General features: G+C 69.5%; 17 protein-coding genes and 1 pseudogene. 11 read left to right on the top strand and 7 right to left on the bottom strand.

Annotated elements, in window-relative coordinates:
* Nucleotides 1-221 precede the first annotated feature (221 nt).
* The 3 genes from PV734_RS17465 to PV734_RS17455 all read right to left on the bottom strand — a co-directional run bounded on the left by PV734_RS17465 (nt 222) and on the right by PV734_RS17455 (nt 4,540).
* The gene (locus tag PV734_RS17465) at nt 222-1,217 is read right to left on the bottom strand and encodes a LacI family DNA-binding transcriptional regulator (RefSeq protein ID WP_231885171.1); all 996 of its coding nucleotides are present in this window, start codon (nt 1,215-1,217) and stop codon (nt 222-224) included.
* Between the two features lie 229 nt (nt 1,218-1,446).
* Complete coding sequence (locus PV734_RS17460) at nt 1,447-3,411, bottom strand: glycoside hydrolase family 127 protein (protein ID WP_010354071.1); 1,965 nt, start codon at nt 3,409-3,411, stop codon at nt 1,447-1,449.
* A gap of 115 nt (nt 3,412-3,526) precedes the next feature.
* The gene (locus tag PV734_RS17455) at nt 3,527-4,540 is read right to left on the bottom strand and encodes a hydroxyacid dehydrogenase (RefSeq protein ID WP_029183908.1); all 1,014 of its coding nucleotides are present in this window, start codon (nt 4,538-4,540) and stop codon (nt 3,527-3,529) included.
* Between the two features lie 378 nt (nt 4,541-4,918).
* Between PV734_RS17455 and PV734_RS17450 the strand changes: the two genes are divergently transcribed.
* The 4 genes from PV734_RS17450 to PV734_RS17435 are packed head-to-tail and all read left to right on the top strand — an operon-like array spanning nt 4,919 to nt 11,536.
* The gene (locus tag PV734_RS17450; protein ID WP_010354069.1) at nt 4,919-6,247 is read left to right on the top strand and encodes an ABC transporter substrate-binding protein; all 1,329 of its coding nucleotides are present in this window, start codon (nt 4,919-4,921) and stop codon (nt 6,245-6,247) included.
* A gap of 48 nt (nt 6,248-6,295) precedes the next feature.
* On the top strand, nt 6,296-7,249 hold the full coding sequence (locus PV734_RS17445; RefSeq protein ID WP_006379128.1) for a carbohydrate ABC transporter permease: 954 nt from the start codon (nt 6,296-6,298) through the stop codon (nt 7,247-7,249).
* Nucleotides 7,246-8,112 (top strand): carbohydrate ABC transporter permease, encoded by an 867-nt coding sequence (locus PV734_RS17440; protein WP_010354067.1) that lies wholly within the window; start codon nt 7,246-7,248, stop codon nt 8,110-8,112. Before PV734_RS17445 ends, PV734_RS17440 begins: the two co-directional genes overlap by 4 nt.
* Nucleotides 8,113-8,122: 10 nt before the next feature.
* A complete protein-coding gene (locus tag PV734_RS17435; protein ID WP_010354066.1) occupies nt 8,123-11,536 on the top strand; it encodes a hypothetical protein in 3,414 nt (1,137 codons plus the stop codon).
* Here the strand turns inward: PV734_RS17435 and PV734_RS45820 are convergent.
* Nucleotides 11,512-11,583 (bottom strand): annotated as a pseudogene (locus PV734_RS45820) (hypothetical protein); the annotation flags it as partial. The gene PV734_RS17435 and the pseudogene PV734_RS45820 overlap by 25 nt on opposite strands.
* 37 nt (nt 11,584-11,620) lie before the next feature.
* Here PV734_RS45820 and PV734_RS17430 point away from each other — a divergent pair.
* From PV734_RS17430 to PV734_RS17420, 3 genes are read left to right on the top strand one after another with little or no spacing between them, the layout of a single operon-like run.
* On the top strand, nt 11,621-12,769 hold the full coding sequence (locus PV734_RS17430) for an alginate lyase family protein (RefSeq protein WP_010354065.1): 1,149 nt from the start codon (nt 11,621-11,623) through the stop codon (nt 12,767-12,769).
* Nucleotides 12,770-12,780: 11 nt separating this feature from the next.
* Nucleotides 12,781-14,373, top strand: coding sequence for a glycoside hydrolase family 43 protein (locus PV734_RS17425; RefSeq protein ID WP_010354064.1), 1,593 nt, complete (start codon nt 12,781-12,783; stop codon nt 14,371-14,373).
* The gene (locus tag PV734_RS17420; protein ID WP_010354063.1) at nt 14,370-15,173 is read left to right on the top strand and encodes an alpha/beta fold hydrolase; all 804 of its coding nucleotides are present in this window, start codon (nt 14,370-14,372) and stop codon (nt 15,171-15,173) included. The genes PV734_RS17425 and PV734_RS17420 overlap by 4 nt, the downstream gene beginning before the upstream one ends.
* A 69-nt stretch (nt 15,174-15,242) precedes the next feature.
* On the opposite strand, the gene PV734_RS17415 is transcribed toward PV734_RS17420, so the two are convergent.
* The 3 genes from PV734_RS17415 to PV734_RS17405 form a co-directional block, all read right to left on the bottom strand.
* Nucleotides 15,243-16,547, bottom strand: a complete 1,305-nt coding sequence (locus PV734_RS17415) for a sensor histidine kinase (RefSeq protein ID WP_050987227.1) — start codon at nt 16,545-16,547, stop codon at nt 15,243-15,245.
* 110 nt (nt 16,548-16,657) lie between these two features.
* Nucleotides 16,658-18,715, bottom strand: coding sequence for an RICIN domain-containing protein (locus PV734_RS17410; protein ID WP_010354061.1), 2,058 nt, complete (start codon nt 18,713-18,715; stop codon nt 16,658-16,660).
* 267 nt (nt 18,716-18,982) lie between these two features.
* Nucleotides 18,983-20,047 (bottom strand): LacI family DNA-binding transcriptional regulator, encoded by a 1,065-nt coding sequence (locus tag PV734_RS17405; RefSeq protein ID WP_178865351.1) that lies wholly within the window; start codon nt 20,045-20,047, stop codon nt 18,983-18,985.
* A gap of 496 nt (nt 20,048-20,543) precedes the next feature.
* On the opposite strand from PV734_RS17405, the gene PV734_RS17400 reads away from it, so the two are divergent.
* The 4 genes from PV734_RS17400 to PV734_RS17385 are packed head-to-tail and all read left to right on the top strand — an operon-like array spanning nt 20,544 to nt 26,866.
* Complete coding sequence (locus PV734_RS17400) at nt 20,544-21,854, top strand: ABC transporter substrate-binding protein (RefSeq protein ID WP_010354059.1); 1,311 nt, start codon at nt 20,544-20,546, stop codon at nt 21,852-21,854.
* Nucleotides 21,851-22,873, top strand: a complete 1,023-nt coding sequence (locus PV734_RS17395) for a carbohydrate ABC transporter permease (RefSeq protein WP_010354058.1) — start codon at nt 21,851-21,853, stop codon at nt 22,871-22,873. The genes PV734_RS17400 and PV734_RS17395 overlap by 4 nt, the downstream gene beginning before the upstream one ends.
* Complete coding sequence (locus tag PV734_RS17390; RefSeq protein WP_010354057.1) at nt 22,870-23,811, top strand: carbohydrate ABC transporter permease; 942 nt, start codon at nt 22,870-22,872, stop codon at nt 23,809-23,811. The genes PV734_RS17395 and PV734_RS17390 overlap by 4 nt, the downstream gene beginning before the upstream one ends.
* Before the next feature lie 40 nt (nt 23,812-23,851).
* Nucleotides 23,852-26,866, top strand: coding sequence for a glycoside hydrolase family 2 TIM barrel-domain containing protein (locus PV734_RS17385; protein WP_010354056.1), 3,015 nt, complete (start codon nt 23,852-23,854; stop codon nt 26,864-26,866).
* Nucleotides 26,867-26,930: the final 64 nt, after the last annotated feature.

Genomic DNA, 26,930 nt, shown 5'->3' with positions numbered 1-26,930 from the left:
CTCGCTATTGTGGATGGGTGGTGGTCCGGGCTGCGGGAGTACACCGCTGCGGGCCTCTTTCTGGAGTGGAAGTCGGTATGAACGAAGTGGGAGGTTGCCAAGAGGACTGCGGGACTGGGTGATATTGCCCTGGCGGGGGCGGAGTGACCCAGGGCGGGATCTGCGGAGTTGTTCCCGCCGTCCAGGGTTCCCGACCGAACGGACGAGGAGTCTCAACGGCCTTACGGACGGGGGCGGCGTACGGACTGACGGATCACCAGTTGCGTACTGAGGACGACATGGTCGTCGCCGCTGATGCGTTCGCTGTGCTCCAGGGCGAGCCGGACCGCTGTTCTGCCGAGATCCTCGTACGGCACCCGGACCGACGTGAGCGACGGGGTCAGGTCCGAGGCGAAGGGGACGTCGTCGAAGCCCACCAGGGAGATGTCCCGGGGGACGTTCAGGCCGGCGTCGCGGAGCGCGGCCAACGCACCGAGGGCCACCATGTCCGTCCCCGCGAGGACGCCCGTGAAATCGACCCCCGCCTTCAGCGCGTCCCTCGTGCGCTGGTAGCCGGAGACGCGGGTGTACGGACCGGGGACGTCCAGTTCTTCCGCGTACTCCACGCCGTGCGCGCGCAGGGCGTGGAGGTAGCCCTCCCTCCGTTGCGCCCCCGTACTGAGTTGTGGGTCGCCGCCCAGGAAGAGGACGCGCCGGTGGCCTTGGACGAACAGATGGTCTGCGGCCTGGAAGGCGCCTCCGCGGTTGTCGTAGTCCACGACGGTGACTGGGTGATGCCCGGGCAGGGGCGGGCGGCCGACCAGGACCAGACGTGACCCGGCGGCGTCCAGGGCGCGCGCGTACTCGGTCATGCGCTGGAAGTAGACCTCGTCCTGCACTGCCCCGCCGACGAGGACCACCGCGGCCGCGTGCTGCTCGCGCATCAACTGCACCAGGTCGTCCTCGCGGGCAGTGTCTCCGTGAGTGGCGCAGACCAGGCTCAGCCGGCCCCGCAGGGCCGCCTCCTGCTCGACCCCGGCGGCGACATGGGCCAGCGACGGCCCGGTGATGTCCCGCAGGACCAGCGCGACGGGACCGGCCACCCGCCCGGAGAGGGCTTTGGCGTGGACGTTCACCACATAGTGCAGCGACTCCACGGCAGCCATGATGCGCTCCCGGGTGGCGGCCGACACGGGATAGTTGCCGGCCAGAGCCCTGGAAACGGTTGCTACCGACACCCCCGCCCGTTCGGCGACATCGCGAATCGTGCTGGGGCGCTCTTCACCTGCCTGGTTCTTGCGCCGACGCCTGGAAGCCGGGGAGGCGGGCGTTGTGGGAGAACCGTTTCCATTCGCTGTCACACCTTGACGTTACTGCACTGCGCCTCCTCGCGGACAGCGGATGGGGGGGACCGGTTCACGAATTTCAGTAAACGATTACTGTTGTGCATGTCGACCGCATCGACGTCTACGCGCGAGCGGCCAGCGGCAGCCAGACCCGCATGGCGCCCGGCTCGCGGTTGGCCCAGGCGTAGTACGGCACCGCCGTCAGCTCGACGCTCTCGTGGGGTTCGCCGGAAGTCGCCGACGCGTACGGCAGGTAGGGCCAGTCGCCGGACGTATCGTCGGCGCGGAGCCGGTTCCCCGCGACGCTCACCGTTCGTACTCCGCCGAGCAGTTCGGGGCGGCTGCGCACGGTCAGTGGCGTGTCCGGCTGCACAGCGATCGCGTCCGGGTCCAGGCGCCCCGGCTGGTCGGTCTGCTCCAGGCAGTAGACCAGCGGACCGCGTTCGACGGCGGCGCAGCCCCGGACAGCGTCGACGCGCGAGGAAGGGACGGTGAGCCGGGCCGGCATCGCGAGGTCGAGGCGGACGGTGTCGCCGGGGGTGAACGCCCGGGTGATGCGCAGCCAGCCGGAGTCGGCCCCGTCTTCGACGGTGGTGCCGTTCACGGTCAGGGTGTGGTCGGCGCACCACGCCGGCAGGCGTAGGGAGAGCGTGCGCGGCAGGGCGGTGGGAGCCTCGTCGACGGTGACGGTCACCGTGCCCTCCCACGGATACTCCGTCGTCACCCGTACGGTGAGGCCGTCGCCGCCGTAGACGCCCGTGGCGTACTGGTGCAGTTGCAGACCGCTGTCGTCGGCTGTGGCCAGGTAGTGCGGGAGCCCGGCGAGCAGGCGCATGACGTTGGGCGGGCAGCACGCACAGCGGAACCAGGGGGTGCGGTGGGCGGTCTGGTCGCCGGGGCGCTCGTGCGAACGGGCCCGTCGATGAAGCGGGTTGACGTACAGCCAGGTGCGGCCGTCGAGACCGGCGCCGGCCAGGAAGCCGTTGAACAGGGTGCGCTCGACGAGGTCGGAGTAGCGGGCCTCGCCGGTGAGCAGGGCCATGCGCCAGGAGAAGTGGACGGAGGCGATGGCGGCGCAGGTCTCGGCGTAGGCGCGGTCGGCCGGCAGTTCGTGGGCGTCGCCGAAGGCCTCCCAGTCGTGCCGGGAGCCGACGGCGCCGGTGAGGTAGGTCTTGGTCGTGACCATGTCCCGCCACAGCCGCTCCAGCGCCGTGCGGAGTTCCGTGTCGCCGGTCTCCGCGGCCAGGTCGGCGGCTCCGGCGAGGAGGTAGAGCTGGCGTACGGCGTGGCCGGTGACCTCGTCCGCCGCGCGGATCGGCGTGTGGTCCTGCCAGTACTCGGGCCCCGGGTCGCGGTCGTGGCCCCGGTCGGCGCCGGAGGAGAGGGTGCCGTGGCCGCGGCGTTCCAGGAAGTAGCGGGCGAGGTCCAGGTACCGCTTCTCGTCGGTCGTCCGGTGGAGTTCGACGAGGGCGGTCTCCACCTCGGGATGGCCGCAGACGGTCTCCACCTGCTTGCCAGGGCCGAAGACGGAGTCGATGTGGTCGGCGAGCCGGCGGGCCACGGCGAGCAGCCGGTCGGAACCGGTGGCCCGGTGGTGCGCCACGGCGGCCTGGATCAGATGTCCCGCGCAGTACAGCTCGTGTCCCCAGCCCGGCTCGGTCCAGGGAGTGCCGCCGCCGAGCTGGTAGTACGTCTGGAGGTAGCCGTCCTCGCGCTGGGCGGCGGCGATCAGCTCGACGATGGCTTCGACCTCGGTGGCGAGTGTCTCGTCGGGAGTGTCCGCGAGCTGCCAGCAGGCGGCTTCCAGCCACTTGTAGACGTCGGAGTCCTGGAACTGGAAGTCGCCGGAGAAGCCGGTGCCGGACGGGGTGTCCGCGCCGTCGGTGCGCAGGGCCGCGGCGGCACGGAAGTTGGCCAGGTTGCCGGCCTGCTCCAGCCGCCCCGGGCCCTCGGCGAGGGAGATCCGGGCGTTGACCCGGCGACGTTCGGCCCAGAAGCCGCCCTCGATGCGGGCCGCGGAGGCGGGACGCAGGGGTGAGACGGCACGTGGGGAGGGGAGAACCGGTCCGGCCTGGGTGGTGTTCAAGGGTGTCTCCGAGGGAAGAGGGACGGGCTGGGGTGGGGTGGGGTGGGGTGCGACGGGATCGGCGTTGCGGGAGCCCGGCGGGCCGTCCTCGGCCGTCGGGTGGGCGTCGAAGTCCTCAGGCGCTGATCGCCAGTTCGGCCCGGTGGACCGGGTGGGCAGGCGGCAGCCCCGTCGTCAGGCGTTCCAGTTCCGTCACCACCGTGCCGCCGAGGCGGGCCAGTTCGTTGCCGAGGGAGCCGGCGATGTGCGGCGTGAGGAACACGTTCGGAAGGCGGTAGAGCGGGGAGTCCGCGGGCAGCGGCTCGGGGTCGGTGACGTCCAGGATCGCGCTGAGCCGGCCGTTCACCAGTTCCTCGGTGAGCGCGGTGTGGTCGACGAGGGCGCCCCGTGAGGTGTTGATGAGGACGCCGCCGTCGGGGATGAGCGCCAGCCGCTCGCGGTTGAGCATGTGATGGGTCTGCGGGGTGTCGGGGGCGTGCACGCTGACGATGTCACTGGTGCGCAGCAACTCGTCGAGGCCCAGCGGGACCGCGCCCAGCTCCGCGGCCTCGGCGGCGTCGACGTAGGGGTCGTGGAGGCTCACCGACAGCTCGAAGGGCCGCAGCAGTTCCAGGACCCGGCGGCCCACCCGGGAGGCGCCGATCAGACCGACCCGGCGGCCGAGGTTGCCGACCGTCGCGTACTCCGTCGCAGCGGGGTAGACGTGCTCGGCCCGGAAGCGTTCGCGCAGCCCGAAGGCGTCCTTGCCGGCCAGCAGGATCGCGGCGAGCGTGTACTCGGCCACGGGCAGGGCGTTGGCCCGCACCGCGCTGGAGAGGGTGAGACCGCGCTCCCAGAACGGCTCACCCACGAGGTGGCGGACGCTGCCGCCGGCGTGCAGGACGGCGCGCAGTCGCGGCGCCGCCGCCAGTACCTCCGCGCCGAGGTGCGGGCAGCCCCAGCCGGTGACCAGCACCTCGGCGCGGCCCAGGGCCTCGGCCACGGCGGGGTCGGAGAAGTCCTGGGCGACGAGCGTGGGGTCGACCCGCGCCAGTTGCTGAAGGCGGGTCAGCAGCGGAGGCGGGAAGAGTTCGGGCAGATGTACTGGATTCATGGCGAAGAGGGCAGGCGGCGGCACTGACGTATGCATGGTGCTCCTGGGGAAGGGTGCCGGGATCGGCTGGCGACAAGCCTGAGCGTCACAGTAAACGTATTCCACGCTAGAAGCCTCAGAGGGCCCGGGTCAATGGCCCCCTCTGCGACACGGGTACGTCGCAGAGAGTCCGCCTTCCTGCTCCGAGGTGACGCGAACCCTCATGGTCAGGCACCTCGCCAGGTAACGTCCTTGAAAGTCGAGCGAAACAATCCTGCGCCTCCTCTTGTGGATCTGGTTCCTGCGGTCGTACCGTCCAGGACAACAAACGGTTACTGCCTCGCCGCGCGGTACCCGTTTCTCTTCCCTCGCGTCGCCCCGACCGCGCCGTTCCCCCACGTGCAGGCGCCGTCCCATTCCTTTCGTGGAGGACCGATGTCCAAGTCCGGTATGCGCCCCAGGGTCCTTGTCCCGGTGGCCGCCGCCGCTTCTCTCTCGCTGCTGCTGACCGCCTGCTCTGACGACTCCGGCACCGACGCCTCGGCGGCCACGAAGGGCAACGTCACGCTGGAGTTCTGGAGCTGGACGGACGGCATCGAGGCGCAGGCCGAGGTGTGGAACAAGAAGCACCCCGAGACGCAGATCAAGTTCGTCAACGCTGCGGGTGACACCGCTTACCAGAAGCTGCGGGCCGCGGTGAACGCGGGCACCGCGCCCTGTCTGTCCAAGATGGACGGGATGAACCTGGCGAGCTTCGCCGCCGACGGACTGCTGACCGACATCAGCGAGGTCGCGGCCAAGCACAAGGACGCGTACACGGTCGCCGCGTGGAACGCGGTCAGCCCCGGAGGCACCACCTTCGGCATTCCGATGGGGTCGGCGCCGCTGTTCACCGCCTACCGCGCGGACCTGTTCCAGAAGTACGGGATCGAGGCCCCGAAGACCTGGGACGACCTGATCGCCGCGGGCAAGAAGGTCCAGGAGAAGGACAAGGACGTCAAGATCTACAACATGGCGGGGGAGGACCCGAGCTCGCTCGTCGACCTGTCCTGGGAGGCCGGCGCCCAGTGGTACAAGGTGGACGGCGACCACTGGGTCATCGACTTCGCCTCTCCCGAGGCGCTCAAGGCCGGTGACATCGTCCAGCAGCTCGTCGACAACGACCTCGCCTCCAACGCGTCGTACGCCGACCCGGGTGTCTTCAAGACCTGGGACCTCGGCAAGACCATCGCGATGACCAGCTCGACCTGGCAGCTGCCGATCTACGACACCAACTTCCCCAAGTCCAAGGGCAAGTGGCAGCTCGCCGACTCGCCGGCCTTCGACACCGCCAAGCCGCAGACCTCCAGCAACTTCGACACCACCGGCGTCCTCAAGGGCTGTAAGTACCCCGACCGCGCCGCCGAGTTCGCCGCCTGGCTGAGCAGCAGCAAGGAGTCACTGACGGCGCTCACCGACCCGGACTCCAAGTCGGGCCTGTTCCCCGCCGTCAAGGACGTCTCGCCGTACGTCGACAAGATCATCCCGACCGGGATGTTCAACGGGAAGTCGGACAGCGCGCAGGTGATTACCACGGCGGCCTCGCGGGTCGGCGAGCAGTGGCAGTACGGGCCGAACTACGCGGCGATGTACTCCGAGATGCAGAAGCAGTGGGGCAAGGTCATGAAGAAGCAGCTGACGGTCAAGGACATGCTGACCTCGCTGCAGAAGTGGACCGTGGACGACCTCAACCGCAAGGGCATCAAGGCCGTCGCCGGCAGCTGACCTCCCCTGTAGGCCCCGCCTCTGTAGGACCCACCTCTGGAGACACCCGTGTCCACCCTGACGCGACCCCCCAAGGTCGCCACCGACTCCCCGGCCCGGCGGCCCTCCCCCCGCCGGGCCGGGAGCCGGGGAGCCCACAAGGGACTGCTGTTCGCACTGCCCTTCCTGCTCGGCTTCCTGGCCACGTACGTCGTGCCGATCGGCTATGCCTTCAGCCAGAGCCTGAGGGAGAAGAAGAGCAGCGGGCTGGGCTTCGGCCCGACCCGGGTCGTCTTCACCGGCTTCTCCAACTTCGCCTCCATCCTCGGCGACGGCGCCTTCTGGTCGAGCATGCTGCGCACGCTGCTGTTCGGAGCGGCTCAGATCACGGTGATGCTGGGCCTGTCGCTGCTGCTCGCCCTGCTCCTGGACGGGGTGGCCGCCCGTGCGGTGCGGTTCTTCCGCGCGGCGCTGCTCATCCCGTACGTGGTGCCCGCCGTGGTGTCCACCGTGATCTGGCTGTTCCTCTACAGCCCGACGGGCTCTCCGCTGCTCGACCTCGCGCACGGCGCCGGCACGGACATCACCTTCTTCGGCGGCCTCAACACCTACCTCTCCCTGGGCAATCTGCTGACCTGGCAGGGGATCGGCTTCAACATGATCCTGATCTCCGCCTCGCTACAGGCGCTGCCCCGCGAGCTGTACGAGGCGGCCCGGCTGGACGGGGCCAGAGAGTGGCGGATCGCCTGGTCGGTCAAGATTCCCAACATCACCGGCATCCTGGTGCTGACCGGCATGTTCTCCCTCATCGGGAGGCTGCAGCTGTTCGCCGAACCACTGCTGCTGCGGCAGATCGCGCCGGAGTCGATCAACACCGACTTCACTCCGATGATGGAGATCTACGACAAGGCGTTCAAGACCGGTGACTACCAGTACGCCGCCGCCGAGTCGCTGGTCCTGGCCGTGGTCACCGGCATCCTCGCCTTCGTCTTCTACCGGGCCACGAACAGGAAGATGTCATGAGCGCTGTCGTATCCGGGGGCGGCGTGCGCCCCACCCGCCGCGCGGTGGCGCTCACCACCGGCCTGCTGGTCCTCTTCCTGATCTACTCACTCGCCCCGACGTGGTTCCTGATCGTCTCCGCGACCAAGAACCAGACGGACCTGTACTCCACCTTCGGACTGTGGTTCTCCTCCAACCACCTGGCGGACAACGTCCAGGAGATCTGGACCTACCACGACGGGGTGTTCAACCGCTGGATCGGCAACTCGATCCTCTACTCCACACTCGGCGCGGCCGGCTCCACCCTGGTCTCGCTCGCCGCCGGGTACGGGCTGTCGAAGTTCGACTTCCGGGGCCGGGGCGCGTTCTTCGCGGTCATCGTCGGTGCCTCGCTGCTGCCGAGCACCCTGCTGGCCTTCCCGCTGTACCTCGTCTTCGCCCAGATCGGCCTGACCAACACCATCTGGTCGGTACTCATCCCGTACTTCATCAATCCGTTCGGGGTCTACCTGGGCAAGGTGTACGCGGACAGCTCCGTCCCCACCGAACTGATGGAAGCGGCCCGTCTCGACGGCGCCGGGGAGCTGCGGATCTTCTGGTCGGTCGCGCTGCGGCTGATGCGGACCGGCGGCATCACCATCTTCATGCTCGAATTCATCAACATCTGGAACAACTTCTTCCTGCCCCTGTTCATGCTCACCGGTGAGCGCACGTTCCCTGTGAGCCTCGGGCTGTACTCCTGGCTCCAGCAGGCGCAGACCGCCCGCGACATGAACACCCTCGTCCTCACCGGGTCCCTGTTGTCCATCGTTCCGCTCGCGGTCTTCATGTTCGCGCTCCAGAAGTACTGGCGCAGCGGAATCCTCATGGGCAGCCTCAAGTAAAGGATCAGCCGTGCCCAACGCACCCAGAAGACGTGATGTCCTCAAGTACGCCGGCACCACCGGCGTCGCCGCGGCCGGCCTCGGCCTGCTGAACTCCCCGTCCGCCGCCGCGGCCCCGGCCGCGGACGCCGCCTTCGAGCCGGCCGTCTGCAAGCCCCTGGACATCGTCGTCTTCGGCAACGAGAGCTCCGAGTCGGCGCACGGTCTCACTGCCACGCTCTCCGACACGGTAACCGGAGGCCTCGGCCAGAAGGCCCGTGTCCTCAACCCCACCGAGCCGGCCACGTACTGGGGCGGCACGCTCGAGTTCGACGTAGTCGTCAGCCCGACCGACACCACCTACGTCACCGTTCGCCTGTGGGGCGACGACTACGACACCACCTCGCAGCAGGCGGGCTCCGGCACGAACATGTGGCGGCTGCAGCTGTTCTGCGACGGCAAGCAGGTCGGCTACCAGGACGAGGGAGCCGTCGACAGCCTCGACATCCTGGACACCGCGCCGCGCACCCCGGGCCGGTTCTTCTTCCACACCCTGCCGCTTCCGGAGCGGCTCACCCGGGGCAGGAAGAAGGTGAAGCTGGAGATCCGCTCGATGGGCCGCATCTGGTCCTACGGCCAGAACGTCGACCAGCTGTACTACAAGATGACCACGCCGTCGCGGGGCATCTACCGCCTCTACACCCACACCGAGCCGTACTTCGTCCCGCCCAAGGGTGAGGTGCAGGGCTCCGCGCCGGTGCCGAAGGCCCGTACCGTCGAGGGCCCCGAGATCCTGGAGGCGGTGCGTCAACGGGTCGCCAAGGACCAGAAGCACTACCTGACCGGCGCCAACCCCGCCGGCATGGACGCCTTCGCCTTCCAGTCGCTCGCCGAGGGCTACCTCTGGTCCGGCAGCCCCGCGTACCACAACCCGGCGGCGCTGGACCGCGTCCTGCGCGCGCTCGACGGCCGGTACATGGCGTGGAGGAACGACGCGACCGTGATGTCCGGCTCCGACCAGCAGTGGCAGGGCTTCGGCCGGGTCGGGCTGGTGCTGGCGCTGCTCTGGGAGCACCTGGGCGACCGCCTGGACGAGAAGGTGACCGGTTCGCCGTACGAGATCTCCAACCCCGGTTTCGAAGAGGGCGGCGACACTCCCATGGGCTGGGAGGTGCCGGGCTGGGGGAAGACCGCCGATGCCTCCTGGTCCCGGGACACCTCCGTCAACCGGTCGGGCTCCGCGTCGCTCAAGGTGACGGCGAGCGCGGGGAACGGCTTCATCACCGTGTACAACTCGCCCAAGACCCGCGTGGGCAAGGGGAAGTACACCTACGGCGCCTGGATCCGGACCGACGGCGTCACCGGGACGGGTGCCCACATCGACCCGCTGTTCTTCGACGCGAGCGGCAAGCTCGTCGGCGGCGACCACCGGCAGTACGCCACCACCGGCACCCACGGCTGGGAGTACGTCTCCATAGACCTGGACACCCCGGACGGCGCCACCCAGATGGAGATGCATCTGCGCCTGTCCGGCCCCGGCACGGCCTGGTTCGACTCCGTCGACCTGGTGGGGCCCACCGAGCTGCGCAACCCCGGCTTCGAGCAGGGCGCCGGCACTCCCTCCGGCTGGGAGGTGCCGGGCTGGGGGAAGACCGCCGATGCCTCCTGGTCCCGGGACACCTCCGTCAACCGGTCCGGATCCGCGTCGCTGAAGCTGGCGGCCACCGCGGCAAACGGTTTCGTCACGGCGTACAACACGGCGAAGCTCCAGGTCGGCAAGGGGAAGTACACCTACAGCGCCTGGATCAGGACCGACGGGGTCACCGCCGCCGGTGCCCACATCGACCCGCTGTTCTTCGACGCGAGCGGCAAGCTCGTCGGCGGCGACCACCGCCAGTTCGCCGCCGCCGGCACCCATGACTGGGAGCAGATCTCCGTCGACCTGGAGACGCCCGCCGGCGCCACCCAGGTGGAGTTCCATCTCCGGCTGAGCGGCCCGGGCACCGCCTGGTTCGACGACCTGACCGTCACCCCGCCCGCGGACACCGGCACCCCCGAGCAGCCGTTGCGGTGCGCCGCGTACGTCGACATGCTGAAGTCGAGCCGGGACTACTGGCGTCAGCACTTCCCGCACTACACCAACCAGTCGCAGATCTGCGCCATCGGCATCTACCAGGCCAACCGCGGCCTCGGCCTGCTCGCCCCCGACCTCGCCCTGCCGGAGGAGAAGGCCCGCGACTACATGTACCAGTCGCTCGGCATGAAGCCCTACCTCGGCAAGGAGGACAAGGACGGCAACCCCACCAAGCCGCTCGGCGAGAGCTACCACCAGGTCAGCCGGGCCGGTCTGACCCGCGAACTGGGGTACGTGGGCAGCTACGGCGAGGTCCACGACTGGCTGGTCATGATGTACGAGTCGGTCACGCGCGGATACCGGGGCAAGGAGGCGCCGGAGCTGCGCGAGCAGATGGTGAAGATCATCAAGGCCCGGGGGCGGTTCCGGGTGGTTGACGTCGACGAGACGGGCGCCCGTGTCTCCCGCATCGAGACCGTCGTCGGCTGGCGTAACGAGGTCTACCCCGGTGAGGTCGCCTACGCCTCCCGCACGGCCTGGGACTCGCACCCGCTGATGTCGGCGGTGGTGTTCAAGGACCCGGACATCGTCGGCTGGACCCAGGAGATGGTCGACGACGGGCAGTTCTACCGGCAGCTCGATCTGCTCGTCCACCACACGTGGACCCGCGTCGGCCTCGCCGCGCTGCGCCTGGTCTCCCGTGACTGGGACGCCTTCCAGGCCCTCCCGGCCCGCCCGGGGCGCATCCCCACCGCCTGGGACCGGCCCGACTTCGTCTTCACCGACGAGGAGAACGGCGTCCTGGCTGTGAAGAACGGCACGGAACTCCTCTTCGCCTCCCTGTACTGGCGCGCCCGGCAGGGCGTCAACGACTACGCCCGCATCCACCACCTCACCCCCACCGACCAGCGCTCCGCGACGATCCGCCAGCGTTCGGCGGGCGCCACCGACGACACGTACACGGTCAACGACTGGATCCTGTGGGACTACGCGATCAACGACCCCGGGGCCGGGCACATCCCGCCTGGCGGCTTCCCTCCGCCCGGCGACACCCTGCACCAGTCGCTGGCCGGTGACGTCCTCCACCTGGCCCCGGTCCCCGCGGACGTCCCGGACCCGGCGCTCGGTGTCCACTTCGAGGGCGTGGAGACCATGCTCGTCGGACGCGCGCCGTTCTATCTGTGCGAATACGGCGACTACCTGATCGCCATGAACACCAGCACCGACCGTACGTACACCCTGCCCGCCCGCCAGGACTTCGGCCCCGCCCGCGACCTCGCCACCGGCGAGAACATCGGCGCCGGACAGCGTCCCAAGGTCGGCCCGCGCAGCACGCTCGTCCTGTACCGGGGCCGGCGCGCGGCCGGCTGACCGCCCGGGGGAGCCGGGCCGATGCCCGGTTCCCCCGCATCTGCCACCCCCTAACACTCAACGTCGAGTGAAAGAGGAAGACGCATGTCCGAGTCACAGCCCATCACGCCCGCGTCCCCGAGCCGCCGCCGTTTCCTGCAGATCACCGCCGTCGGCACCACGGCGGCCGCCACCGGGATCGCCGCGATCCCGACCGCGGACGCACTGACCTCCTTCATCCACCCCGGGGTGTTGCACAAGCTCTCCGACATCCAGCGGATGAAGACCCGGATCGCGGCCGGAACCGAGCCCTGGCTCAGCGGCTGGCACGTGTTCAGGTCGAACGCGTACTCGCAGTCGAACTACGCCATGATGGGCCCGCTCACGACCATCGACCGCGGCACCACCGAGATCGGCAACTGGGAGTTCTGGAACGACTGCAACGCGGCCTACCAGAACGCCCTGATGTGGAACCTGACGGGCACCACCGCCCACGCCACCAAGGCGCTGCAGATCATCAAGGCATGGTCCTCCACCCTCACCTCGATCACCGGCAAGGACGCCCAGCTCGCGGCCTCCATCTACGGTTTCAAACTCGCGGCGGCAGCCGAGCTGATGCGGTACACCGCCCCCTCGGGCAGCTGGTCCGGGGCCGAGATCACCCAGACCGAGAACCTCTTCAGAAACGTCTTCGTGCCCCTGGTGAGGACGTTCGGCGACGCGGGCTGGGGCACCAACTGCATCAAGGCGATGATGGCGTTCGGAGTGTTCTGCAACGACACCTCCCTCTACAACGCCGCCGTCGACGCCTTCCACCTGCACGACTGCTGCAAGATCAGCCGGGTGATCAGGGACTCCGGTCAGTGCGTGGACAGCGGCCGCGACCAGGCCCACACCCAACTCATCCTGGGCAGCATGGCCGAGGCCTGCGAGATCGCCTGGGTCCAGGGCCAGGACCTGTACTCCGCCTCCTCCAACCGGCTGCTGGCCGGCTTCGAGTACACGGCGAAGTACAACACCGGCAACGACGTGCCGTACACCGTCTGGGGCTCCTGCCGGCTCACGTTCAACTCCCTCTCCACCATCGAGCGCGGCAATCTGCGCCCGATCTACGAGATGGCCTTCAACCACTACGTCAAACGCCGCGGCCTGCCCGCCCCCTGGACGTACGCGGCCATCGGGAACATCAGCCCGGAGGGCGCGGCGTTCCAGTGTGACCACGTGGGCTTCGGCACCCTGCTGTTCACCCTCTGAGCGGAGCTTTCGTGATCCACAACCCCGTGCTGCGCGGCTTCGAACCCGACCCCGTGATCCTCCGCGTCGGCGCCGACTTCTACCTCGCCACCTCGACCTTCGAGTGGTATCCGGGCGTCCGGATCCACCACTCCAGGGACCTGGTCGACTGGCGGTCGCTGGGCGGGGTTCTGGACAGCACGCGCCTGCTCGACCTCACCGGCGTCCCCGACTCCGGCGGCATCTGGGCGCCCGGACTGTCGTACGCGGACGGCCTGTTCCACCTCGTCTTCACCGTCGTCGACACCTACGCGGAGGGCTGGAAGGACCTCCCCAACTACGTCACCACGGCCGCCTCGATCGAAGGGCCGTGGTCCGACCCGGTGCCGCTGCACGGCCGGGGCTTCGACGTGTCCCTGTTCCACGACGACGACGGCCGCAGCTGGCTGCTGAACATGCGGTTCGACTGGCGTCCGGACCGCGAGGGGTTCGCGGGGATCGAGATCCAGGAGTACGACCGCAAGACCCAGGCTCTGCTCGGCGAACCCCGCACCATCACCACCGGAACATCCGTCGGTGTCGCCGAGGGCCCGCATCTCTACCGGCGCGACGGCTGGTACTACCTGGTGCACGCGGAGGGCGGCACCGGATACGAACACGGCGCGGCCGTGGCCCGCTCCCGCGACCTGCTCGGCCCGTACGAAGCCGATCCGGCCGGCCCCCTGCTCACGTCCCGGCACGACCCGGCCCTGGAGCTGCAGAAGGCCGGGCACTGCTCCCTCGTCGAGACGGCGACGGGACAGTGGTACGCCGCGCACATCGCCGCCCGCCCCCACACGGAGCGGGGCCGGTGCGTGCTCGGCCGGGAGACCGCGCTGCAACCGGTGACCTGGACCGACGACGGCTGGCCCCGCATCCCCGGCGCCGTACCCGCCGTCGCGGTACCGGCACCCGCGCTGTCACCGGCGCCCGTCGCCGAACCACCGGCGAACGACTGCTTCGACGCTCCCGTCCTCGGCCCCGACTGGTCCACGCTGCGCCGCCCGGCCGGCGACGACTGGATCGAGCCGGCACCGGGGCGGCTGCGCATCCGGGGCGGTCAGTCGCCGGTGGGCCGCCGCACCCCCAGTCTGCTGGCCCGGCGGGTGACCGCCCCGCGCTGCTCCTTCGAGACCAGCCTGATCTTCTCGCCCCGCACCCCCGACCACCTGGCGGGTCTGACGGCCTACTACAACACCCGCAACTGGCACTACCTGTACGTCACCGCCGAGGACGACGGCTCCCCGGCCCTGCGGGCACTGAGCTGCGAGGCCGGCCGTCTCGTCGCACACGAGCCGACCGTACCGCTCGAGCCCGGACGCCCGGTCGTCCTGCACGCCGAACTCGACGTTCCGGCCCTGCACTTCACGTACGACACAGGTGGGGGAGTCCAGGCGCTCCCGATCGAGCTCGACGCCACCGTCCTGTCCGACGAGCACGCCGACGAGTTCCACGACGGCCAGTTGCGCGTTCTCGGCTTCACCGGCGCCATGTGGGGACTGTGGGTGCAGGACCTCGACGGCGCCGGTGTCCACGCGGACTTCGCCTATGCCACGTACCGGACCTCTGAGGACGGTCGCGCATGACGATCATCGACCTGAAGGGCGTCCACCTCTTCTGCACCACATTCGGGCCCGACCGGGCGGCCCCGCTGCTGCTGGTGCACGGCTGGGGCGGGGACGGCCGGGAGTGGTCCGCGCACGCCGAGGCGCTGGCCGGCCGGTTCCGTGTGATCGTCCCCGACCTGCGCGGGCACGGCCGGTCGGACGTCCCCGACGAGGGCAACACGCCGACGGAGATGGCCGACGACCTCGCCGCGCTGCTCCGGTACCTGGGCACCGGGCCGGCGATCGCCGTGGGCCACTCCATGGGCGGCCAGGTCGTCAACCTGCTCGCGGTACGGCATCCGGAGCTGGTCCGCTCGGTCGTCGCCCTCGATCCGGCTCACGGCGCGCACGGGGCGGAAGTGGAGGGGATTCCGGCCCGGCTCGCGGAGTACCGGGAGCGCGGGGCGCGCGCCGCGGCCGAGTTCATCGCCGGCGCCTTCCCGGCAGGCGCTCCGGCCGGGCTGCGTACGGCACATGTCCGCACCATGCTCGGCACCCCGGACCACGTCATCGCCCAGGCGTACGCCGGCATGTACACCGACTCCGGCGCGGTCGGCGTCCGCCCGCACAGCGAGGCGTATCTGCGCCGGCGCAGCCAGCCCGCGCTCACCGTGTGGACCTCGGCGCAAGCGGCCACTTGGGAGCGCGGCACCCTGCATGTCCCCGGCTCCCGCGTCGAACACTGGCCTGACACCGGGCACTACCTGCACGAGGAACATGTCGGACGCACAGTGCGCCTGTTGGAGGACTGGGCGACGGCTGGACAAGGGACCCGGTAGGAGGTGCCTGCGCCCGTTCACCGGCTCCAGCAACTGGACGCAGCACCTGCTCGCCCCGGCGGTCAGACCTCAGTCCGGTGCCGGGGGGCGGGTGGACCGCGGGAGTTGGCGGCGCCCTTCGCGATGCCCGGCCCTGCCGGGGCCCGCTCGTCGCATGGTGGGGAGGAGTGCTATGACCTCCCAGCCGTGGTCCTTGCGTGGGCCGGTGTGCAGTGTGCCGCCGAGTGCGGTGACACGTTCGGTGAGGCCGACGATGCCGAAGCCTCCGCCGCGGGCGGCGTATGGCATCGGGGCGCCTGCGCGGCCGTTGTCGCGCACCGTCACGCGCAAGGTGTCGTCGGCGTGAGCGAGGGCGACGGTGACTTCGGTGGCGTCGGCGGCGTGGCGCCGTACGTTCGTGAGGGCTTCCTGGACGACGCGGTAGGCGGCGGCCTGCACTTCGTGGGGCAGGTTCCGGGGCACTGAGGCGTCGCGGTGCAGTTCGGCCTTCGGACCGGTCGGACCGCCGAACCCGTCGACCAGTTCCGCGAGGGCGCTCAGGTCGCCCACCGGGCGGCCCCCGCTTGGCTCGAGCGGGGCCGTTTGCTCCGGGCCCTCGCGCAGGATGCCGACGGTCAAGCGCATGGAGTCGAGCGCCTGGGTCGCGGCGTGCTCGATTCCCGCCAGGACCGGGTCCAGACGGTCGGGTTCGGTGGTGGCCATCATGCGGGCCATCTGTGTCTGGACCAGGATGCCGGTGACGTGGTGGGCGACGAAGTCGTGCAGGTCGGCCGCCATGGCGAGGCGTTCCAAGCGGCGGGTCTCGGCGACCGCGACGCCGCGTCTGTGGTCCAGGGAGCGCAGGTAGCCGCCGATGCCGGCGACGACGCCGGCCAGCAGCGCTACAACCAGCGCGATACCCAGGATCAGGAGGTCGTCCTGGGTGCCGGTCGCGTAGAAGCGCAGCGGCGCCGCGATGGCTGCCCCGCCGGTGAGTACGGCACACAGCCACGCCCATCGTGGTGGGCAGGTACGGACGGCGATCATCAGCAGGCAGAGCAGGACCGCCACCTCACCTGGGCCGAACATGCGTATCGGCTCGGTCGTCCTGGCGACGGCGGTCAAGGCCAGGGAAACACCCGCTGGTACGGCGGCGCGTAGTCGGGGGGTGAGCCACGCGGGCCGAGAGGCGGAGGGCCAGAGAATTGCTGCGAGGCCGAGCGACAGGAGCACGAGCACCGGCCAGAACGTCTTGTCGTTGACGACGGCGATGAGCACGTCCGTGGCGGACAGCAGGACCAGCGTGGTGATACCCACCGCACGCAGGCAGCCCTGCCGACGGGACCGCGTCGTGGTGGGGTAGGCAGTCGCAGGCAGGAGATTCACATCGTTCACTGTAGGGAGAAGCGGTCAGCCGCGCCTCGGCCGATCGGCCGAGGCGGACGCCAGGCGCGGGAACCGCTTCGCCGGCGGTTCCCGCGCCTGGTCATGGCTCGGTGGGACGGTCAGTTGATCCGGACGATCTTCCAGAGCTGGTCGTCGAGGCTGGCGCTGCCCCACTGGATGACGGCTGCCCCGTCGGCGGTGGAGGACTGGGCGACGCCGGCGACGAGGGTGCTGTTCACGTTCCGGAGTTTGTAGTAACCGCCACCCGCGTCGGTGAGGGTCCACTTCTGGGAGTCGGCGCTGGAGGCGGTGTTCTGGATGACGGCCGCGCCCGCGGCGCTGGAGGAGCCTTGGATGTCGAGGTTGAGGTTGCTCTTGGTGTTCTTGATGGTCCAGGCGCCGCTGCCGGCGGACTGGAAGGTGAAGAGCTGGCAGGCGCAGGCCGTGTTCTGCCACTGGTTGGCGGCGGTGCCGGCGGTGGTGGAGCCGTTCGGGATGTCGAGGTACTTGCCGCTGTTCTTGTTCACCAGGACGTACTGGCCGGTGCCCAGGGGCGGAAGGGCGGTCTGGGTGAGGTTCCAGCGCTGGCAGCCGCAGCTGGTGCTGCTCCACTGGACGGCGGCGGTGCCGACGGTGGTGGAGGCGCTGGGTATTTCGAGGAGCTTGCCACTGATGCGGTTGGTGATGCTGTACCCGCCGGCCGGGTGGGGTGCGATGGCCCACTCGTGGTCGAGGGTGCCGTTGTCATCCCACTGCGGGATGGTGGCGCCGTTGGCGGTGGACTGGTTCTGGACGCCGAGGACCTTGCCGCTGGCGACGTTGAAGATCTTGAAGTAGCCCGAGGACTGCTGCTCGAAGCGCCACTGCTGGTTGGTGGAGGTGGTGGGGTTCTGCTGGGTGGCGGTGGTGCCGTTGGTGGCGGAGCCGCCGACGATCGTGAGGTTCAGGGCGCTGTTCGCGTTGGTCATGGTGTAGGTGGCACCGTCGGAGATGCTGCCGCCGAAGTCGACCGTGCTGTACGTGACCGGGTTGCGGCGGTTGTCGCCGCCGAAGCCCGCGCTGAACACCATCAGACTGTGGCCGTCGGCCAGCGGAAGCAGACCGCGGCTGTAGCCGCCACCGACGTTGGAGGGCATCCGCGTCCAGGTGTCCGCGGCGCCGTTCTGCGTGTTGACGAACAGGTCGTCGCTGCTGTGGGCGGTGGTGACGAGGGTTCCGTTGGGGCCGCCGGTGGGCAGCCAGGTGATGTAGGGCGTTCCCTGAGGAACCAGGCCGTCGGTGGTGCGCAGCGGGATGCCGGTGACGGAGTCGAACGCCTCCGGGTCGGAGGAGATCTTGTAGTGGACGGCAAAGTTGCCCGCGGCGGAACCGCCGAACTCGTACGTCATGATGTATTTGCCGTTGGGCATCCTGGCGACGGTCGGCATGCCGGGGCGCTGGCTGTAGGTGGGCATCGCCACGTCGTCCACGACCGGGCCCCAGTTGCGGACGTCCGTGGAGACCTGGTGGACGATCTTCTGGCCGTGGTCGGTGTCGCGCTGGTCGGAGTAGTAGACGATGAGCTTGTCGCCGGAGATCAGGAAGAACGGTTCCCACACGGGGGTGTTGCCGTTCACGTCCGTGGCTTTACCGCCGGTGGCGATATTGGTGACGAAGGTCCAGCTCTGGCCGCGGTCGGTGCTGGCGTACAGGTCGATCTTGCTGCCGCTCCGGTCGTACGGCACCGAGTCACCGGCGGCGAGGATGGTGCCGGCGGGGAACCCGCCCATGGCCTTGGGGAGTTCGAACAGCTCGGGCTGCCAGCGCATGCCCCAGCCGTTCTGGGTGTCGGCGACCTCGGAGATCTTCGTCCAGGAAGCGCCGTTGTCCGTGCTGCGGTAGATCGGGAAGACGGGCATGTCCACGCGGTACTGCTCGAACGTGGCGAGCAGGGTGCCGTTGGCCGGGCCGTTGTGCTGCAGGCGCATGGCCCGCGGGTAGTAGCTTCCGGGGGAGAGGGCGTCGGAGGGCGGGGTGTAGAGCGTCTGGGCAGGGCGGGAGAGGGCGTCCGCCCTGCCCGCGCCGGGCAGGACCAGCGTCGCTGCCGCGACGGCCAGGGCCAGCAGCAGGAACAGGAGAGTGGCGGGGACGGAACGCGGGGCGGCGCCGGGTCTGGCGCCTGCTCGTATGGGGGACATATGCGGCTCCGATGGCGGGCGTGGTTCTTTCTACGGGCCCGCCGCCCCCCCGGATGATCAGGTGGGGCGGCGGGGGTTCAGGGGAGGGTCGGTCGGCGGCAGGGCCGGGCGACCTCGCGACAAAAGGGCATGGTCAGTGGCCGTGTGATGGGACGGCGGCGCGGTAGCCCTGGGGTGGGACGGCTGCGGGATCGATGGCCGTTGGGCGCGGGGTGCCGCGGTGCGTGCGGCGTGTTCCCCGCTTCGGCCGGTTGCTCGGGGCGGTGCTCAGGCGGTGTGCAAAGGGCTCTGGCCCTTGTGTGACGGCGGAGGCGCGGTCGAGCCGCGGACGACGAGTTCGACCGGTGGGTCGCTCGCCTGCGGCAGGTCGGTGTCGGGCTTCTCGATCGCGTGCACGAGAAGGCGGATGCCCTCTCGGGCCGCGGCCTCTAAGGGCTGGCGCACGGTGGTCAGGGGAGGGGAGACGTAGGCGAAGACCGGGTTGCCGTCGAAGCCGACGACACTGATGTCCTCGGGTACGTGGCGCCCGGCTTCCCGCAGGGCGTGGATGAGCCCGATGGCCATCTCGTCGCCCGCCGCGAAGACAGCGGTCACGGACCTGTCCGACGCCAGCGCCCGGCCCACGGCATGGCCGGAGGCAGCCGACCAGTCACCGTTGAGCAGTGGCGGCTCGTGCGCGCCCCGCGCCGCGAGCGCCGCCCGCCACCCTTCGATGCGGTCCTTGGCGGCGTACCAGCGCCGCGGACCGGCGAGATGATGAACGGTCGTGTGTCCCAGGTCCAGCAGATGCTCGGTGGCCGCCCGCGCCAGTTCGTGTGCGCCCACACCCATGGTCACGGTGCGGGTGGCGGTGAAAGCGGGCGGTGCCCCCAGGAAGAGGACGGGGACGCCGACGCGGACGCTGACGTCCCCTTCCACGATGGGTTCGGAGACGATGACGCCGTCCACCCCTTGCTCGAGCAGCGACTCCACGGCACCCGCGATACCCGTCGGGTCGCCGTCGGGCGTGTTGACCACGCGGAGCGCGTAGCCCGCGTCGCGCACGGCCCGCTCGATGTGCACGAGTAGTGAAGCGGTCCCGTACCCGGCGGTGCCCAGGGCGACCACACCGATCGAGCCGGTACGCCCGGAGACCAGTGTTCTGGCCGCCTGGTTCAGCCGGTAGCCGAGTTCCTCGGCGGCTGCGAGGACCTTTGTGCGGGCCTCCTCGGACACATACGGCTCGTTGTTGAGGACCCGGGACACCGTCTTGCGTGACACCCCGGCCATGCGGGCCACGTCCGCGCTGCGCGGCACAGCGGAGCCCTCGCTCCGTCCCACCACTGCTGCCATGAAGTCTCCCGACGGCCGTACGTCTGCATCGAAGGAGGTCAACTGTATGACCACGCGGTCTGACCGCGTGGTCATGTCTACGTAGCCGACAGCTGTACGTCAAGGGTCCCCGCAGTGTCGATTCCGGTGGGCGGCGGCGGATCCGATGGCGGGCGGCTGGTCGGCAACGGGTTGGGCAGCCGCCTGGAGGGGGTCACCTCTGTCGGGTATACATCCTGGTCAAACTGCAGAAGTTCACTCGCAAGCCCCGCTCATGGAAAGAGGTCGTCGTTCCCGTCCGACGGTAGGCCGGCCGTCCTGCCGGCATGTACGGTCAGCCCTGAGGCCAAGTCGACGGGGCTTGACAGCGACTCCCTGGAGCGTTCAGTCTTCCTCGCAACCGCCGGTCGGATTTGTTCGATCGTGTTGAGTCTTGGTCGCGTGGACGACCGCTTCCCCGTCACACCCCGCCGGGCCGACGTGCCGCCTGGGCACGGCCGCCCTGTCAGGAGCCGAAATGCACTCTTCCTCCCTCGGTCGGCCCACACCTGCCGCCAGCCGCCGCACCGTCCTGCGCGGTATTGGTGGCGCAGCCGTCCTCGGCGCCGGCATACCGCTGCTCAGCGCCTGCGGCGGCAGCGGCACGGCATCCGACCCGAAGACCGTCACCCTCGGGTCGAACGCGTCGGACGCGGTGCCGAAGAAGGCGTTCGCCGAGATCTACGCGGCGTTCACGAAGCAGTCCGGGATCACGGTCGACGTGAACACCAAGGACCACAACACGTTCCAGGAGCAGATCAACTCCTACCTCCAGGGCACCCCGGACGACGTGTTCAACTGGTTCGCCGGCTACCGCATGCAGTTCTTCGCCGCCAAGGGCCTCGCCAGCCCGATCGACGACGTGTGGCAGAAGATCGGCGGCAACTTCCCCGAGGCGATGAAGGCGCTCAGCAAGGGCGCGGACGGCAAGTACTACTTCGTGCCGATCTCCACGTCCCTCTGGGGCGTCTTCTACCGCAAGAGCGTCTTCAAGAAGTACGGCTACGAGGTCCCCACCACCTGGGACCAACTCGTCGCCCTGTGCAAGCAGATGAAGAAGGACGGCCTGGTCCCGTTCGCCTTCGGCGACAAGGACGCCTGGCCCGCGCTCGGCACCTTCGACCAGATCAACTTCCGTACCAACGGCTACGACTTCCACGTCGAGCTGATGGCCGGCAAGGCGTCCTGGACCGACGCCAAGGTCCGCACCGCCTTCGACCACTGGGCCGAGATCCTGCCCTACCACCAGGAGGGCGCGGTCGGCCGCACCTGGCAGGACGCGGCCCAGACGCTGATCTCGAAGAAGGCGGGCATGTACCTGTTCGGCAGCTTCGTGGCACAGCAGTTCACGAACAAAGCCGACCTGGACGACCTCGACTTCTTCCCCTTCCCGGAGATCAACTCCGCGCACGGGCAGGACACCGTCGAGGCGCCCACCGACGGCTTCATGCTCTCCAAGGCCCCGAAGAACAAGGCCGGCGCGCTCAAGCTCCTGGAGTTCCTGGGCACCCCGGAAGCCGAGGAGATCTACCTGAAGTCCGACCCGAGCCTGGTCGCGGCGTCCAACAAGGCCGACACCTCCTCGTACACCGCGCTGCAGAAGAAGGCGTACGAGACGATCGCCGGCGCCAAGCACCTCACCCAGTTCATGGACCGCGACAGCCGCCCGGACTTCACCTCCACGGTGATGCAGCCCGCCCTGCAGAAGTTCATCCGCGACCCCAAGGGCGTCGACAGCCTGCTGGCGTCGATCGAGCGCCAGAAGAAGACGATCTTCGCGTCCGCATGACCGTCACCACGAACACCGGTACCGGGACCGGCACCACCAGCACCCCGGGGACGGCCGCAGTGCCGCCCCCGGGCAACCCGAAAAATGTGACCAAGAATCAGACCAAGCGGCTGCGCGCCCCCTTGGGCCACCGACGGCTGCTCACCCGACGGGACCGCCTCACCCTCGGCCTGATGGCCGGGGTGCCGACGATCCTGCACGTCCTGCTCGTCTGGCTCACGGCGCTGGCCTCGATCGCGCTGGCCTTCACCACCTGGGACGGCATCGGCTTCGACTCCCTCAAGTGGGTCGGCCTGGACAACTTCAGGGAACTGCTCACCAACAACCCGCAGTTCTGGCCGGCGGTCGAGCACAACGTCGTCTGGTTCGTCGTGCTCATCCTGATCCCGACGCCGCTCGGCCTGTTCCTGGCCGTGCAGCTCGACAAGAAGATCCGGTTCAGCAAGGTGTACCAGACCGCGTTCTTCCTGCCCGTCGTGCTGTCGATGGCGGTCATCGGCTTCGTCTGGCAGCTCGTCTACAACCCCGACACCGGCCTGATCAACAGCATCATCGGCGCCAATGAGCCCGGCCACTACATCGACTGGATCGGCGACCCGGACCTCAACCTGTGGTCCGTCCTCATCGCCGCGTCGTGGCGCCACACCGGCTACATGATGATTCTCTACCTGGCCGGCCTGAAGGGTGTCGACCCGGCGCTTCGGGAGGCGTCCTCGCTGGACGGGGCGAACGAGTGGCAGACGTTCAAGAACGTCATCTTCCCGACCCTGCGCCCCACCAACACCGTCGTCCTGGTCGTGACGATCATCGAGGCGCTGCGCGCCTTCGACCTGGTCTTCGTCTTCAACAAGGGCGCCGAGGGCACCGAGTTGCTGTCGATCCTGGTCACCAACAACATCATCGGTGAGTCCAGCCGCATCGGATACGGCTCCGCGATCGCCGTGGTCCTGCTGGTGATCTCGCTCGCCGTGATCATCCCGTACCTGATCGCGACCTTCCGGAAGGAGCGGCGCGCATGAGCTCCCACCCGTCGCCCACCACCACCCTGAACGAGGCGCCTCGCGCCACCCCTTCGAACTCTGCCGCGCCGGCCAAGCAGCGCACCCCAGTCCGCCCTGCCCGGATCCTGCTGCGCGTCTTCCTCGCCGGTGCAGCGCTGGCCTGGCTCGCACCCCTGCTGTGGGCGATGTACGCGGCGATGCGCCCGTACGCCGAGACCAGCACCAAGGGCTACGTCTCCTGGCCCGACAAACTGAGCCTCGACAACTTCACCAACGCCTTCCAGCAGTCAGACATGCTGCACTACTTCGGCAACACATTGCTGGTGGCGATCCCCGCGGTGCTGCTGACGCTGTTCCTGTCGTCGATGGTCGCCTTCTACGTCAGCCGCTTCGACTTCCGGGTCAATCTGTTTCTGCTGCTGGTGTTCACGGCCGGCAACCTGCTGCCGCAGCAGGTCATCATCACCCCGCTGTACCGCCTGTACCTGCTCATCGACCTGCCCGGCATCACCATGAGCGGCAAGCTGTACGACTCGGCGCTGGGCCTGGTGCTGATCCACGTGGCGTTCCAGTCCGGGTTCTGCGCCTTTGTGCTGGCCAACTACATGCGCTCCCTGCCGCACGAGCTGACCGAGGCCGCCCTTGTCGACGGCGCCTCGGTGTGGCGCCTGTACTGGCAGATCGTGCTGCCCCTGTGCAAGCCGGCGATGGCCGCCCTGGCGACGTTGCTGTCCATCTGGATCTACAACGACTTCTTCTGGGCCCTCGTCCTGATCTCCACCGGAGAGAACATGCCGATCACCTCGGCACTGAACAACCTCTCCGGCCAGTACTTCACCGACCCCAACCTGGTCGCCGCCGGCGCCCTGCTCACAGCGATCCCCACGCTGATCGTGTACTTCGTGCTCCAGCGGCAGTTCGTCAGCGGCCTCACGCTGGGCGCCAACAAGGGCTGAACCCCCCACTCGTTCCCCACACTTCCCCGGAGCACCACCTGTGAGCACCGAACGCCCCAACAAGGTTCTGAGCCCCTTGCCCTCCCAGCTCTCCACATACGTGTCGGACACCGCACCGTGGCGGGGCGCCCTGCGCCCGGCCCGCTCCTGGCTGCACTCCGACGCCCCCTCCCAGTCGCTCAACGGCCCCTGGCAGTTCCGTCTGTCGCCCACGGCGGCCGTCGCCGAGGACTTCGCCTCCGAGGACTTCGACGACCGGGGCTGGGACAGCATCCCGGTGCCCGCGCACTGGGTGCTGGAGGGCGACGGCGCCTACGGCCGGCCGATCTACACGAACGTCCAGTACCCGTTCCCGATCGACCCGCCGCACGTCCCCGACGAGAACCCCACCGGCGACTACCGCCGCCGCTTCGACGTCCCCGAGGACTGGTCGGACGCCGAGCGGGTCCTGCTGCGGTTCGACGGCGTGGAGTCGCTGTTCAGGGTCTGGGTGAACGGCGTCGAGATCGGCAGCGCCAGTGGCAGCAGGCTGGCCCACGAGTTCGACGTGACGTCCGCGGTACGACCGGGCGACAACGTCGTCGCCGTACGGGTGCACCAGTGGTCGGCCGCCAGCTACCTGGAGGACCAGGACCAGTGGTGGCTGCCGGGTATCTTCCGGGACGTCACCCTGCTCGCCCGGCCGGTGGGGGGCGTCGAGGATGTATGGCTGCGTACCGGCTACGACCATGGAAACGGCCGTATCGACCCGGAGGTCACCGCCGACCCGGCCGCGTTCCCCGTCACCCTGCGCATCCCCGAACTCGGCGTCGAGAGGGTATGGGCCACCCCGGCCGACGTGGCGCCCCTTGACATCGCGGGCGTGGAGCCGTGGTCGGCCGAGCAGCCTCGCCTGTACGACGTCACCGTGTCCTCGGCCGCGGAGAGCATCGCCCTGCGGGTGGGCTTCCGCACGGTCGAGATCCGCGGCGACCGGTTCCTGGTCAACGGCCGTCGTGTCGTCTTCCACGGGATGAACCGGCACGAGGCCCACCCCGAGCGCGGCCGGGTCTTCGACGAGGAGCACGCCCGTGCGGACCTGGCCCGTATGAAGCGGTTCAACGTGAACGCCATCCGCACCAGTCACTACCCCCCGCATCCCCGGCTGCTCGACCTCGCCGACGAACTCGGCTTCTGGGTCGTCCTCGAATGCGATCTGGAGACCCACGGCTTCGAGAAGGTCGACTGGGCCGACAACCCGAGCGACGACCCGGCCTGGCGCGCGGCCTATCTGGACCGTGTCCAGCGCACCGTCGAGCGGGACAAGAACCATCCCGGCGTCGTGATCTGGTCACTCGGCAACGAGGCCGGAACCGGCGTCAACCTCGCCGCCATGTCGGCCTGGGTCCACGCCCGCGATCCCGAGCGTCCCGTGCACTACGAAGGTGATTACACCGGCGAGTACACCGACGTCTACTCCCGCATGTACCCGACGGTCCCGGAGATCGAGCAGATCGGCACGGACGGTTCCGGCGCGCCGCTGCTCGGCTGCACCCCCGCGCAGGGCGCCCGGCAGCGCACCAAGCCGTTCCTGCTGTGCGAGTACGCCCACTCGATGGGCAACGGGCCGGGTGCCCTCGACCAGTACGAGGAACTGGTCCACCGGTTCCCGCGGCTGCACGGCGGCTTCGTCTGGGAGTGGCGCGACCACGGCATCCTGGCCACGGCCCGGGACGGGACGCCGTACTACGCCTACGGCGGTGACTTCGGGGAGGTCGTGCACGACGGCAACTTCGTGATGGACGGGATGGTGCTCAGCGACGACGTGCCGACGCCGAGCCTGCACGAGTTCAAGGCGGTCGTGCAGCCGATCCGCTTCGCCTTCGACGGCGACAAGCTCGTGATCACCAACCTTCGGCACTCGGCCGACACGTCCGACCTGCGCTTTTGCTGGCGAGTCGAGCACGACGGGAACCTCGTGGACTCGGGGGAGTGGGATGCCCCGGTCCTCGCGGCGGGCGAGTCGGGGCGGGTGCCGTTGCCGCCGGTCGCAGTGGCCCCGGACGGCGAGACCTGGCTGACGGTCGAGGCGGTGCTGGCGACGGCGACCGCCTGGGCACCGGAGCGGCATGAGATCGCCACCGCCCAACTCGACCGCTCGATACGGCGGCCGGTGCCCGTCGCCCGGCCCCGGCGCGACTGGCGGGCCGGCGAGGGAACGCTCACGCTCGGCATCGCCGAGTTCACCGGCGGCTCCCTCACCCGCCTCGCCGGGCGCCCCGTGACCGGCCCACGCCTGGAACTGTTCCGCGCGCCCACCGACAACGACGAGAGCCGGGCCGACCGGCTGGAGGGAAGCGACAACAGCGTCCTCGGGGTGTCCAGCGCCGACACGTGGCGCCGCGACGGCCTGGACCGGCTGACCACGCGGCGCCTCGGCGTCGAGCAGGCCGCGGACGCACTGCGCACCGTGGACCGGGTCTCCGCCGCGGACTCCGCCCTCTCGGTGACCGTGGAGTCCGTCTGGTCGATCGAGGACGGCGAACTCGAACTGCGCGTGGAGATCGAGCCGTCGCGCGGCTGGCGGTCGGTGTGGCCGCGGATCGGGGTGCGCTTCGAACTGCCCGACGGGACGGCACCCGTCGACGGCGCTGACTGGTTCGGCCTGGGCCCGCTGGAGTCCTACCCCGACAGTCTCCGCGCGGCCCGCACCGGCCGCTTCTCCTCCGGAATCGGGGACCTCGCGGTCGCCTACGCGCGCCCCCAGGAGACCGGCCACCGCTCCCGGATGCGGCGCCTCACGCTGACCAGCGGCGGCACCGAGGTACTGCGGCTCGTGGCCCTCCCCGACGCCCGCGGCCGGCGCCCCGGCTTCACCCTCGGCCGCCATACCCCCCAGCAGATCGCCGGGGCCGCACACCCCTTCGAGCTGCCGGAGTCGACCACGAGCCACCTGATCATCGACGCCGTCCAGCACGGACTCGGCTCCCGGTCCTGCGGGCCGGACGTGTGGCCGGAGTTCGTGCTGCGCCCCGAAGCCCGCACCATCAGGCTGCGCATCACACCGGGCGCCTGAGCAACAGAGCCCGCCGGCGACGGTGCTGCCCGCCGAGGGCCGGCGGGCCGACCGGGCGCTGCGG

Origin of the sequence: Streptomyces sp. AK08-02 (assembly GCF_033795085.1) — a bacterium.
In the GTDB taxonomy this organism is placed as follows: domain Bacteria; phylum Actinomycetota; class Actinomycetes; order Streptomycetales; family Streptomycetaceae; genus Streptomyces; species Streptomyces echiniscabiei.
This window is presented reverse-complemented; position numbering and strand designations above follow the sequence as displayed.